Origin of the sequence: Natrarchaeobaculum aegyptiacum, assembly GCF_002156705.1 — an archaeon.
Classification (GTDB): domain Archaea; phylum Halobacteriota; class Halobacteria; order Halobacteriales; family Natrialbaceae; genus Natrarchaeobaculum; species Natrarchaeobaculum aegyptiacum.
The window spans coordinates 1,897,811-1,910,527 of record NZ_CP019893.1 but is presented as its reverse complement, the minus strand read 5'-3'; the positions used below and the strand labels follow the sequence as shown (position 1 = coordinate 1,910,527).

The following is a 12,717-nucleotide window of genomic DNA, read 5'->3' as shown; positions in this document are numbered from 1 at the left end:
GATTTTGTTAGTGGCATTGGCGTCGTGTCGCCTGATATGTTTGAGTAGTATAAGATAAATCTTTGCTAAGGGATATCCCTACGACACAACTGCACCTCGAATTTAATTGTAGTTCAACCCTGCAAACCTAAGTGTCATATAAGTCAATGACGGCTGTCACGGGCCATAGATTATGCACCTATCATCGGTAATCGTCAAAATTTCTCTGTTCCCAGAACTGTGGCGAATTAGTGACAATAATATCAGTAGTTCCAATCTGCGACCGCTGAGATGAGTCACTGTTGATCGAGCGAGCAGCTTCGACTGGCTTAATTCTGAAGTGTTCCATGAAGTTATCGTCACTCCTATACAGGTCTTCAGCTTGAGCAGAGTTCGTGATCATCACATACGCACCTCGATGGTGTAGTTCTAGAGCAATGTCTCGGAGTTTAACCTGCTGATCTCTATCGAATCCACCTGGACTATACTGATCGAAGTATCTCGCATCGGAGTTATTAATATAAGGCGGATCCAAAAATACGAGATCACCGCCTTGAACTTCATCTCGGATATATTTGAAATCTCGAGAGTGTATTTTTGCACTCTGTAATACTTTATGACCTTTTTTTAGATTATCCTCAATTGATTCGGTCATAATCACCTTCTTTTTCATCGGGACATTGAAATCACCTTTCTCGTTGGTACGATAGAGACCATTGAAGCAAGTTCGATTCAGGAATAGAAAGAGAACTGCTTCCCGCAACTCATCCTCACAACATCCGTTTTGCAACTCGTTGAACTCCCTTCTCCGGGTATAATAGAACTCTTTCTTTTCGTCAAGTGTATTGTAACGATTGAGGTCGTCGTCTATCTTCTTATTTTCCCTGATTATGTGATCTATATTGTCCTTGAACAACTCGTAAAAATTCATTAGAGTCTCATTAATGTCGTTGATGTACCCGTTGTCGGGCTCCAATTCAAAGAAGACAGCACCGCCTCCAAAGAACGGCTCGTAATAGTCGTTGTAATCTCTTTCGGGGGGCAACCTAGTAACGATGTCGTCGATAATCTGGCGCTTCCCGCCAGCCCAACGCAAAATCGGGTCTGCCATTCCTGTTATTCACATGAAGGCGGCATCTCTAAAGTTGCCCGGTATTCAGTTCAGCGCATCCTCGAGTCGGTGTTTCACTTCTTCCCAGAGAACTTCGTCAGACGCCGACTGGTCAATATTGAGTTGTCCGATTAGCTCGCGACGGGTGGTGTCCATTACTTTCGACCCTCGTTCATCTTCGCCTTCGCCACCTAACACGAGGAAGAGCTCAGCGTCCTCACTTGTTTTTGAGTCGTCCTCAAGTTCCTTACCCGTATAGACAGCAGCACTATGTTCAGTTGTAGCCTGACTCCCGTCTGATAAAGACAATTCTTCCCGGGAGGCTGGGAGAACTCCTGAAAGTTCATCAACCACTCTCAAGTCCTGTTTCCCGTGTCGCTCCATGAAGGAATTATAACGGGCAGCCTCCCAATCTTCCAACTCATCAGGATAATAAACGCCTTTATCATAATGGCGCCGCGCCAGCTCACCAATTTGGCCTGCTATTTCGTGTGTCCTTTTGACCGCTTCTTCTGGTGGTTCCGAGGTGATCTGGGTCAAATTCTCTCGGTTTCGGTCACTCTCGTGCTCAAGCTGAATTTTGTATGCATCAACCAGGCCGTCCTCTATAACATTTTCACGAGAGATTCGCAAAATAGCATCTGACTGTGCCTTTTGCATTACCAGTTTGACCTGGGGGATATCTGTGTCTGGGCGGTGTTCCTTTGTTACATGCGCCCGACCGGAATAGTCGTGGACTTCTGGCTTTCCTCCGTTAGCTGCTGCGGGATGATCTGCGTCATATGGCTCGAAGAAGGCGCGCGGAACTCGATCTGCATCCATGTCGAAGTATGCCTGGACAGTCCTCCGAAGCCAATTGTATACGCCACGGCAGTCGTCGGTCCCTCGCATCAGCGGGTTGTGTCTGTCGATTGAGGATTTCTGTGTGTCCCACGGGAGTGCTTGGCCATCGCCCTCAGTTTCTAGTTCAACGATTACCTTCAGACGTTGATGACGAGGGTTGAAATTGCCAAGTCTATTCTTCCCAGTCCCGAACCCACCTTGGTCATCACGAAGTCGGCCTGCGACTTTCCGCTCCTGACAGTAAATATCTGTGCCTGCCTTTTGATTATCTTTCTTAGTCAGCAGGCCTACTGTGATGTGGAGGTAAACGGTCTCGTCGAATTCCTCAAGATCCAGTTCGATATTCTCATACCGACGAGCATGGAGTCCATCAAGTGGAGGGTACGACCAGTCAGGAATCCCTTCAGGTTCAACGGGGGTTCCGTCGACGATGATATCTAGTTCGTAGTCCGTACCTCGGAGCTCCTGCATATCTTCGCTTAGGAATAGGTTGTACGCTCTTCCGAGTCGGTCCCTCAATCCATTGGCGGTCTCCTCAGTCCAGTTGTAATTGAGATCCTCAATGTGGATCTCAGTTGTTCCCGGGGGGATATCGTCCGCATCGTGTACTGGAACTGTCCAGTCTTCGTCGTCATCGAACCAGCCCTCTGTGATACGATAGGTCCAACCTGTGTCAGCAGACTCATCTCGCGAGATGATTTGGAATGGGAGGCCTAGATTCACGAGACTCTTCTTTGCACCAACTCCAAACGTACCAATCGCACCAGGGACCTCGTTCTTGGCCGTCTTGCCAAGTCCAAACAGCATCGCTGCATCCTCTCGGGGAATCCCACCCGCAGTGTCACGAATGATTAGTTCCGTCTTGTTCTGATTCTCCTCAATCTCGATTTCGATTTGTGTAGGTGTTGTCCTATCAGTGGACCGTTTCCAGGCATCAAGTGAATTGTCGCACAGCTCCAGAATCGCTGATTCGAGCGTTACGTCAGACTTGAGCGCAGTGAGTGTGTCCTTCGTGGGTAAAAGTTGAGCTTGATCAGGGGTCGCATCCTGATAGAATTGGGACATAGTCTTTAACGAGATCGATACTAGCTTAAAGGTTCCGGGAAATTGATCGATGTTATTTGATTTACCATATAGAGTAGAAATCTATTTGAATTGGAGATATTCTGTCTTTCACCAAAATTACCGCCATTGGACTCATTATCTACCCATCTCCTCCAACTGCTCGCGCGTGACCACACCCGAGGGTAGCCCACGTCGCGCGCGCTTCGAGTTTGTCCGCCAGTTCGTTCACGCCGAAGCGGTCGAGTGTCAGCTCCTTCTGCAACAGCCGTCAACGGAGCTGACTCCCTAACTGTGAGAGCCACTGCTCGCAGTCGTGGCATATCGCGGCGACGAATAGCCTATCTACGTCGCCCAGCCGATCCAGCGCAGCAGTCGCTGGCAGGTCATACGCCTCGTCGAGGATGACGATCGTCGACCGGTCGACGCGTTCGCGTAGCTCGATGCATAGATCCTCGCGTGGAGTGTTCGTCGCCGGGTCAATACCGGGAGATCGTGGAGGATCGACCGAACGACGCCAGCCGTACTCTTGCCAAGGCTCTCGACGTGGGCTGAGTGGATGTCTGTGTGTATAGTGAGCTTCTGGAGGGTGAAGCGAAAGGGGTGTCAGTGATATGAGGATGGAAATGCACGAGCTAATGGGTGTTGGTCATCCGTTCTAGCTTAGCGACTAACTGAGACGGTGATCACGCCGAAAATGCGTCGAGTCTCACCGCAATCATACCGAGATAGCTGCTGCTCAAGCAAACCAGCCGGTTCTTGGTCATGTCTCCCGTCGAAGGCGGCGCACTCGCAGTCGTGAGTGCGCCGCCGTTCCAGAGCCGTCGCTGACCAGCCTGGGCGATCCAGCCCGTCTCGTCAGGCGAGTTCGTTACCAGAACTCGCCTGACTCCACCTGTTCACGTAACCTCGGACGGTGTGGATTTGGATCTCGTGACGACCACAGCAACAACGAATCGAGATCCGGTAGCTCGTACCCCAGATCCAACATCAGGTACAACTGGATCAGATGAGCGTGGCGTTCGACAGCGTGTGAACATCGTCGTCGAGGAAGCCGCGTCGACGACGCCGCGGCGTCGTCGGCGCAGTCTCGCTGCTTTGCGTCCAGTTTCTGGAGTTCGTCGACGATAACCCGGCTCATCAGCAGCGAGAGTGCTGCCATGATGATCAGCGCCTCGATGATGTAGGCGTCGGTCGTGTTGATCTCGTCCAGACCGAACCGTGATTTGAGTTCTTTGAACAGCAGTTCGATCTCCCAGCGCGCCCGATAGAGCTGTGCGATATCGGGCGCGCGGTAGTCGTCTCTCTCCAGATTCGTCAGGTACAGATGATACTCGCCGCTGTCATCGTTGCGAACGCCGACTAATCGGAAGGTTCGGGTCGCGCTGGCGCCCGACCCTCGTTTGCGGTCGAACGAGAGCGTGATCTGTACGTCAATTTCCTGTCGCTTCAGGTCGTCGAGGACGGCCTGCAGCGACTGGCCTTCTAGCGGAATGCTGTTCCCTCGCCACGTCCGGAGTTCTTCGACGATTTCGAAGTCTGCGTTTTCTTTGACGCGAGAGACGAACCAGCCATCATTGGCGTCAATGCGGTCGAACAGCCAGAAATCGTAGTAGCCGAGATCGAACAGAATGAGGGCGCCAGCTACCCACTCGCCGGTGGGTAGCTGGCTCCGTTCATGGGTGCTCGCGTCGGTCGTCCGAAATCGCGTTGGAAGTCCCGTTGAGAGCGATTCGGTGAGATGGAGTTTCGCCCCGGCTCGGTCATCATCGAGTGCGTAGACATCTTTGGCGTCTTGGTAGAGCGAGATGATCGTCGCGTCGACGATGAGGACGTCTCGAAATCGTTCGAGACGTCCGCTCAGCTCGGTTTGGCCGGTGTCGAGATTCTCGATGGCCTCATCGAGAATCTCTCGAAGGAGTGCGACGAACCCTGGTTTGAACCAGCCGTGAAACGTCGCATACGAGAGTTCGTCGCAGTCAGCCATCTCGACGTAGCGTTCGAGAAACGCCTGAATGGATCGATCAGAACCAGCGGCAAAGCCGAGGGAGAGCGTGTAAAACAACGCGACGACGTCGAGTTTCCGCTCTCGCTGGATAAGATTCGTTGCGCGAGCACGCTCGCGCAACTCATCGGATGGAAACGCTCTTTGAATTCGGTTCACAACTACTGAATCCGGTGGTTTGTACACACTTCCCACCGGATTCTCACATTCCTAGTTACTGACGATTCTAGCTTGGCGTCTCTGGATACCCCGACCTGTTAAACTAGAACGGATGCCCATATCGGTTATAGTCAACCGTAACATTATAATTTGCTCCTCCCTCAAGATCTACTTGAGCCGCTTGAAGACGTGCGTACGCCCAAGCCGTTCCATATCCATAGACATTCGCTTCTGCGTGTGCTGATTCATAATAAGAGGACCCGGTCTCTCTTTCTGTTCTTGCCCTAGCCGAACCAAGGGAGCCGTCCTCAGCATCCGAATCGCCATACTGCCAGGTTGATGTTTCTTCTGAATCGTGTGTGTCTAATTCCAACTCCTCTAACCTCTCTTTATCACCCTTTTCCAACCTTTCAATAATTTCTTTCCCATCTTTAGTTGCTTCTTCGACATCAACTCGGTAAATTTTATGCCCGTTTCTTGTCAAACCGTCCTCTTCACCATCCCTTCTGGTTTTGGGTTTTCGACGGTCAATACGTTCAATTTCCTCTTTAACATTTTTGAGGTTTGAATTATCCAAAACTTCCTCAGTGATTTCTTCGTACTGATTTTTAGTTTCATGTGATTGTAGCCCTCCATCTGATATTTGCTTATCCTTTATGATATCGTAGAGAATCTCTCCTTCCTTTTCCCCGTACGCTTGTTTCAGGTCTGATTTGAGTTCTGATTCGGACTGACCTGAAACAGATATTGGGAAAACTGCTAGCCCAGAAATGGTTCCTGCAGCTGCTTTAATCCCTTTCCTCCGAGACATTTTATTAGGTTTTCCAACCATGAATTCTATATATTTTGTATTGGTATTAAGTCTTCCCCAGATATTCATGCGGTGAATCTACTTTGCGCTCCACGACATGCTTTTGAATTAGAAATGCAATCTGCTACGTAATCAGGTCCAGCCGACTTGCTATGCGCGTTTGGGTGTATGTATACTGTCTCTCCGGTCACTAACGACAGTGCACCCGTTCTCCGTCGTGCGTTTCTCAGTGGGTAAGCGTTAGCCGCTCCTGTTGGCGATCTGCCTGACGCGACTGGCTCCGATCTCGACCGCAGAACAACGAGCGATGTCCGCAGCGGTGAGCTCCGTCTCCCGATAGAGCGACGTCAGGAGGTCGTCTCGGACCTCGGTTCGGACCTCCGTTTCTCGTCGCTCGAGCAGTTCGTCGACCTCGCTCTGTCGGATCCAGTTGTCGGCGGCCTGGTCGTCGTCGAGGTGGTCCATCTTCTCCCGGTTCATCTTCCTGAAGGTCTCCGAACCGTCCATGTTGGGCCACTCGAGAATCTGCATGGTCTCGTAGTAGACGAGGCCTTTCATCCGGTTGACCTTCTTCTGGTAGATCTTGGCCCGACCGCGGCGTTCGACGTTGACCCAGAAGTCGGCGAGTAGCTCGAGGTCGCCGTCGATCATCTCCGGGCTGGGGAGGTTGATCAGCGCCACGAGTTCGCGAACGCGCTCTTTCGCCCACGTCTGCCGGGCGTCGACGTTCTGGTTGGACATCGCTCGCCGTGGGTCCAGTTGCTCGCCTTCCTCGAGGACGATCGCCGACTCGAGTGGGACCTTGCCGTACATGGCGAAGAACTCTGGCGGGTCGATCGCGATCTTGTGCGGGGCGAAGCCGCGCTCGGTCGTGTCGAGGACGTACCCGAGGAAGTCACAGCAGTTCGACTTGCCGACGCCGGTCTGTGCGTGGTCTGCTGTGACGAGTATCTTGGCGTCCCGGCTCTCGAGTTTGCGTTTCCCGACGGCCTGAAAGAACGGCCCCTGGAAGCTGCCCATGCTGTCGACCGGGAGTTCGGCGTCGGGTCGCTCCTCGATCTCTGGCGGTTCTCCCTCGACGCTGGTCTCGAACTTCTCGGGATCGAGCGACGGCGTCAGGAACGCCTCGCGATAGCCGGTTCGGTCGTCGACTGCCATCAGGAATCACCGTCCTCGAGGTCGTTTGCGTCCTCGTCTTCCTCCCGACCGTCGCCTCGTAGGTTCGGAAGCTGCTCGGCTGCCTCGGTCTGTCCACGATCGATGAGCAGGCCGCGAAGATCGCCGAGACCGGGGTTGTCCTCGTGGGGCTCGCTTGAGGTCGGCGCGCCGAAGCCGAGTTCGTGGGACATCTCGTCGAATACCCGAGAGAGCCGCAGCAGAATCGCCCCATCGAGGTGGTTGACAGTCGACTCGCGTTTTTGCTGGACGATCCCGCCGCCAGTGAACTCGCCGGATTGTTCGACGAGCTGGCCACATTGCTGGACGGTTCGGTCGATCTGATGATTCTCCCACTCTTCTTTGGTTCGTTTGTCGGTTGCGGCGTGTGGCCGCAGTTCGTAGTACATCGTGACGATCGCCTCCTCGAAATCGGTCAGCGTGTCGTGCGAGACGCCGCCCTCCTTGATCCGCTGGCGGAGGAACAGCGAGCGGGCCCGGTGCATTCGCTGGATCGCCTCGTTCAGCGTCCTCGAGTAGGCGATCGGGTTGTATTCCTCGTCACTCATCGTCGAAGGTGAAGATGACAATGCCGTTCTCGAAGTCGGCGTACTCGGTGAACTCGTCGCCTTTCTCGACCCCGAAGGCCTTCAGCGCCGGATCGAGGATCGCGGCGTAGTGGGCATTGGAGATTCGCTGGACCTTCCCGTCGCCGATCCGCTTGATCCTCGAGTCGTCCGTTTCGATGCCACGGCGTTCCAGTTCCTCGGCGGTGATGGGTGCCATGGCCCGCCGTATTTGACCACCTTACATAAGTTTAAACCCGAGTTTAAACCACGGTTTGTACTCGCGGCAATTTTGATACGGCCCAGTAGTGACCGGCCGAGCATGGCCTCGCGCCATGTTGCAAACACATGAGCCGGATCCGCACTAACCCCCTCGCGTTCGCCCTTCTGGCGCTCGCGTTCCTGAGATCGTTCGCACAGTTCGCAGATCGAGTCACGACCAATGCGCTGCTCCTGGCGCGACCGACGGCGGCCCACTACGAGGAACGAGTGTACGATCGGATGCCGATCATGCGGGAGGTCCAGCTTGTCGGCGGGGCCCTCATCATGATCTTCCTGATCGTATTCGTCCTCAACGAGATCTACAACTCGATCGAGATCGAGGAGGGGCCGTTCCAGGACGTCGCCGACTCCCTCGAGTCGACCGGCGTTACCGCGCTGGTGATCCTCGTCCTCGCGCTGATCGTCGTCGCCGCGTCGGCGGTCATGCGCTTCTTCGGGGGCAGCGGCTTTGCCACCCGGTGATACCGAGGTCAGGCTCCGCGTCGTGTCCCGTTTTTCGACCACACTGTACCCTGAGCACCCACTATGAACGGAAAACTGTTCGTCGTCCTGATTGCCTTCGTCTTCGTCGGTGTCATGCTCCCCGCGGTCGGGATCAGCTTCGACGACGCCGAGCGAGAGCGTCTCGTCGACGAGGAACTCACGCTCGACGCCGAGGAGCCGGTCTCCGTCGAGTACGCCAGCGAAGCACTCGCGACGGCGGAGGACGTGACGATCGTCGTCGAGAGTGACCAACTCGAGCCGGGCGACGACTTCGAGTGGCACAGCGGGGACGTCGTAACCCTCGAGGAGGACCTCGACGGAGCGACTGCCCAGATCGAGTATCCAGCGGAGATCCGGACGGAAGAGACCAGGAACGTCGGAAACCTCCTGTCGGTCTTCGACGGCTGGTACGTCGAGGCGATCGTCCTCTTCACGTGTCTCGCCGCGGCACTCGCAGCGGCAGCGTGGGGTGAGCTGTGATGTGGGCCGGTGTCTACCTCGCCGTGCTCGCGATCGCTGGCGTCGCAACGTACTTCTACGTCGTCGAGGAGCGCTCCGTCGAGTTCATGGCCGCCGTCGCCGGGGCCGGCTGGGGGATCGCGGCCGTCTCTGGCGGCGCGATCGACGTCGTCTCCGATGGAACCACGTCGACGGTGACCGCCGGTGCCGCCCAGTACGTGTTCGCCGGACTGGCGATCCTCTCACTCGCCGCGTTCCTCGGCGCACTGATGGGCTGGTATCCCGAGGACCGCGATCCGCTATGGAGTGATTTCGAACTATGATCCCGAGTGACGACGACGCCGAAGACGTCGTAGAGCGCGCCTCGAGTGCGTGGACCGACGCCGGCGAGGATGGTTCGTCGTGGTTCGTCGACGATCGTGATCGGCAGGCCACGCTCGATGTCGGCGACGAGGCTGCCCGCACACGGGGTCGATCTCGGCGTGACTCGAGTCTCGAGGGATCCGCAGCGTTCGTCGACGACTCAGCCGACCGGCGAGGTCGAACCGAGAGCGAGCAGACCGGCCTGTTCGCCGTCGAGGAAGAACTCGAGGAGCAGGCGGACCTCTTCGGCGATGTCGCCCGGGTCCAGGAGGAACCAGACTGGATGGAACCGGGAGCTGGCACTGCCGACGTCTTCGCCGACGTCTACGATCCGGGCCCGTCGCCCGCTGACTACGGCGAGTGGGACTATCTCGACGTCAACGGCGGCCACGACGAACGGGAGTTCCTCGGGACCGGACTGGCACCCGACGACTTCGAAGAGCCGGCCGCGTCCCGGAGTCGCTACGCTTCCGATCTGGACAGCTTCGACGCCGATCCCATGGAGGATCTGATCGCCGAGGACCTCGCGAGCGTTCACGATCGCGACGAGATCGAGGACAACCTCGAGGCCGCGGCGGCCGCTGGCGTTCTCGAGCCGAGCGGGCCGAACGGAGACAGCGAGCACGCCCCCGACGACCTGTTCGATCGACCGCAGCGGACGGAGACGATCGAATTCGGCTCCCGAGACGCCGCCAGACGCGCTCGAGCGGAACTCGACGACGGGGCGCTCGTCACCGACCGGTACGACGGGCGACACCGGACGATCGAGATCGACGTCGACGAGGTCGACGACCGGTCGCTCGATCGCGTCGTCGGGATGGCAGCGGACTCCCGCGCACACGAGGCCGAACAGCACGGCCAGCTGGAGCTCACCGAGTCCGAACGGGAGCGAATCGACTTTTCGGAGACGAACGTCCCCCACGCACAGGCCGTTAAGGGTGTGCTCACGGGCGAAGGGATCACGGACTGGCTGGCGATTTACGATCCAACGCTGTCCGTCGACGAACACCGATCGATCGCCGACCGTGCCCGTCGCGACGATCGTGGTGATCGACTCGATCACGACGACACCGAGGCCGCCCGGCTGGGCCGGATGGCCCGCGCCCATCATCGCGTGATGGACGAGGAGTGCGACCATGCTCGCAGTGGCTGCGAGGACGGCCACGAGGCCGCCTGTCGCGTCCTGAAAGAGGACTGCGACATGGACGAATCGGAGGTCGAGGCGCTCCGCAGGCAGGTCGAGACTGGTGAAATCTCCGAACAGGAGTTCCGCCGTCGCGTGGCCGTCGAGATCGAACGCTCGACGGCCTCGGGCCAGATGGTCTCGACGGACACCGTCCAGACGCGGTTCCCACCGGGTGAGCGGTCTGCCCGGTCGGGGCTCTTCGTCCCCTCGCCAGAGAATCGAACGGATCCCGGCATCATGCGGGATCGCGAGACAGGCCAGTTCACACCGGAGGATAATCCATGAGCAAACATCCTGACGCAGACGACCAGCAACGCCGACGCGAGGAGATGGCAGCCCACCAGGCTGCTGCCTCCAACATGGCACAGCACGCGACCCAGCAACTCGAGGAACTCCAGAGTGCCGAGTTCCTGGACAAGCTGAGCGACCCCGAGGTCGACTCGGAGTTCTTCCCGCACCTCGAGTCGCTGCTGGGCCCGGAGATGGCCCGGCCGCTGATGCTCGCGAACGAGGGGAAAGAGGAGTTCAACCGCCACTTCTGGCTGAACGAGAATCTTGCCGAGCGGATCATCGCGGAACACAACCCCGGTCGTCTCTGCAAGGGCCCGGTCGCGGCCGTCGCCCAGGGCGTCCACCGGACGGACCAGCCGGTGAACGTCGAGTTCACCGACCAGGAGCGACGCATGGTCTGGGATGCCTCGAAGGTCAAGACTGCCTTTCAGAGCCTCGCGATCGGGAACCGCGGCCTGAAGGCCGTCACCGAGTCGACCGCAGTCACCCGGAAGGAGGGTGGCGACGAGCAAGAGCAGGGCCGAATGGGCGCAGCCTTCTCACGGGTGTTCGGCAAATGATGGGGGACAACCCGTTCCGGAGTGTCGATCCTGACCGGGACACGCTCGAGGCCGAGCGCCTGATTTCTTCTCACCAGCTCACCGAGCTGATGGTCCTCGGGAGCCTGTTTTTCATCGCGGGCTTCCTGCTCCTCGCGATCGGATCCTCGTTCGGTAACCCGGAGACGGTCGCCTGGGGCTACTTCGGTCTCTTCTGGAGCGTCGTGTTCTTCAGTCGTTTCCGGGCCGAGACTCACGACGGCTACTGTCGCGTTTTCTACCGGTGGCTCCCGCACCCGGTCGGCGCACGTACCGGCTACGAATTCCACAGCGAGCGATTCCTGCAGGATCATGACTGACGAGATTCCATCCGATTCCGACGATCTGGACGACGAGACGAAACGCGTCGTGAGCGAGGTCGACGAGACGCTGGACCGTATCGGGACAGAGTCCTCCGACGACGAGACCGGTGAATCAGAGGAGACGGACGACATCCCAGAAGGCGAACCGAACGTCCTCGAGGCTCACGCCGGGGAAGGGCGCACGTCGCGGATTCACAGTGCGTGGGCTCGCGTCCTCGGGTTCAGCGCGACGATCCTGTTGCTCCTCGTCTCGCCGGTGGTGGTCGTCGCGAACCGGATTCCCGGCCGGGTCCGTGTGTACAGGAAGTGCATCGACCTCGGGTTCAAAGGGCTCCAGAAAAAGACCGGGGCACACCTGATCGCGATGACGATCTACGGCGATCGCGAGATCGTCCCGCGACTCGCGGAGGTCGACGAGGAAGAGCAGGTGATCCGGACGAAAAACGGCGAGCAGTGGTCTTTGCCCGACGGACTACAGTCTTACACCCTCGGCGAGGCAAACGTCGTCTGGGGCGTCGCGGACGCCCACGAACTGGTGACCCCCGTCGGTGCGCGAACCGCGGAGAAACTCGACCTCAAAGACGCCGTCTACGTCCAGAACTTCAACCAGCGGGTGAAGGCCAATCAGCAGAAAGGCCACGAGCCAGCGGCCACCGCTGCAGGCGGACAGCAGGTCCGTGCCGACGGCGGCAACTACTCCGCGACCGGCCTGTTCGCCCGCTCGTTGAACCAGTGGAACGGCGAGCCCTTCGAGGACGTCTACATCAACTGGGCGAACTCGAACCCCGACGCCGAGGGGATGATCGTCAGCCTCGAGAAGCACTACGAACTCCAGCACAGTCAGGCGGGCAACGAGGAGATGAAAAAGCAGGAGGACCGCGGTCGCCTCGCTGAGGCCTTCGGCGACGACGCCCGGTCGAAGATCGTCTACCTGCTGCTCGGGGTTGCACTGACCCTTGGGATCATGCTCGCGCCGGAACTGATCGGCTCGATCGGCGGCGGTGACGGCGGTGGTTCGAGTATCCCGATGGCCGTCCAGCCGCTCCTGCTGGGGTGGTAAC

Annotated in this window: 14 protein-coding genes; 7 read left to right on the top strand and 7 right to left on the bottom strand. The window is 57.5% G+C overall.

The features are described 5' to 3' along the window. Positions 1–181: 181 nt before the first annotated feature. The 7 genes from B1756_RS09455 to B1756_RS09425 all read right to left on the bottom strand — a co-directional run bounded on the left by B1756_RS09455 (position 182) and on the right by B1756_RS09425 (position 7,911). Positions 182–1,090 (bottom strand): DNA adenine methylase, encoded by a 909-nt coding sequence (locus B1756_RS09455; RefSeq protein WP_086888311.1) that lies wholly within the window; start codon positions 1,088–1,090, stop codon positions 182–184. Positions 1,091–1,135: 45 nt separating this feature from the next. Next, on the bottom strand, positions 1,136–2,998 hold the full coding sequence (locus B1756_RS09450; RefSeq protein WP_086888310.1) for an ATP-binding protein: 1,863 nt from the start codon (positions 2,996–2,998) through the stop codon (positions 1,136–1,138). 868 nt (positions 2,999–3,866) lie between these two features. Continuing rightward, complete coding sequence (locus B1756_RS09440; RefSeq protein ID WP_086887708.1) at positions 3,867–5,195, bottom strand: IS4 family transposase; 1,329 nt, start codon at positions 5,193–5,195, stop codon at positions 3,867–3,869. A 67-nt stretch (positions 5,196–5,262) separates the two neighbouring features. Beyond that, positions 5,263–6,039, bottom strand: a complete 777-nt coding sequence (locus B1756_RS19210) for a hypothetical protein (RefSeq protein WP_161493167.1) — start codon at positions 6,037–6,039, stop codon at positions 5,263–5,265. Between the two features lie 171 nt (positions 6,040–6,210). Further along, positions 6,211–7,128, bottom strand: a complete 918-nt coding sequence (locus B1756_RS09435) for a hypothetical protein (protein ID WP_086888309.1) — start codon at positions 7,126–7,128, stop codon at positions 6,211–6,213. Further along, positions 7,128–7,694, bottom strand: a complete 567-nt coding sequence (locus B1756_RS09430; protein ID WP_086888308.1) for a hypothetical protein — start codon at positions 7,692–7,694, stop codon at positions 7,128–7,130. Before B1756_RS09430 ends, B1756_RS09435 begins: the two co-directional genes overlap by 1 nt. Beyond that, complete coding sequence (locus tag B1756_RS09425; RefSeq protein ID WP_086888307.1) at positions 7,687–7,911, bottom strand: hypothetical protein; 225 nt, start codon at positions 7,909–7,911, stop codon at positions 7,687–7,689. The genes B1756_RS09430 and B1756_RS09425 overlap by 8 nt, the downstream gene beginning before the upstream one ends. A 128-nt stretch (positions 7,912–8,039) precedes the next feature. Between B1756_RS09425 and B1756_RS09420 the strand changes: the two genes are divergently transcribed. From B1756_RS09420 to B1756_RS09390, 7 genes are all read left to right on the top strand, one after another. Then, the gene (locus B1756_RS09420) at positions 8,040–8,435 is read left to right on the top strand and encodes a hypothetical protein (RefSeq protein WP_086888306.1); all 396 of its coding nucleotides are present in this window, start codon (positions 8,040–8,042) and stop codon (positions 8,433–8,435) included. Between the two features lie 63 nt (positions 8,436–8,498). Further along, a complete protein-coding gene (locus B1756_RS19405; protein ID WP_086888305.1) occupies positions 8,499–8,936 on the top strand; it encodes a hypothetical protein in 438 nt (145 codons plus the stop codon). Beyond that, positions 8,936–9,238 (top strand): hypothetical protein, encoded by a 303-nt coding sequence (locus tag B1756_RS09410; protein WP_086888304.1) that lies wholly within the window; start codon positions 8,936–8,938, stop codon positions 9,236–9,238. Before B1756_RS19405 ends, B1756_RS09410 begins: the two co-directional genes overlap by 1 nt. Continuing rightward, entirely contained in the window at positions 9,235–10,749 is a 1,515-nt protein-coding gene (locus tag B1756_RS09405; protein WP_086888303.1) for a hypothetical protein, read from the top strand. Before B1756_RS09410 ends, B1756_RS09405 begins: the two co-directional genes overlap by 4 nt. Continuing rightward, entirely contained in the window at positions 10,746–11,315 is a 570-nt protein-coding gene (locus tag B1756_RS09400; RefSeq protein WP_086888302.1) for a hypothetical protein, read from the top strand. The genes B1756_RS09405 and B1756_RS09400 overlap by 4 nt, the downstream gene beginning before the upstream one ends. Next, on the top strand, positions 11,312–11,653 hold the full coding sequence (locus B1756_RS09395; RefSeq protein WP_152031290.1) for a hypothetical protein: 342 nt from the start codon (positions 11,312–11,314) through the stop codon (positions 11,651–11,653). The genes B1756_RS09400 and B1756_RS09395 overlap by 4 nt, the downstream gene beginning before the upstream one ends. Beyond that, a complete protein-coding gene (locus tag B1756_RS09390) occupies positions 11,646–12,716 on the top strand; it encodes a hypothetical protein (RefSeq protein ID WP_086888300.1) in 1,071 nt (356 codons plus the stop codon). The genes B1756_RS09395 and B1756_RS09390 overlap by 8 nt, the downstream gene beginning before the upstream one ends. The last annotated feature ends 1 nt before the right edge of the window (position 12,717 follow it).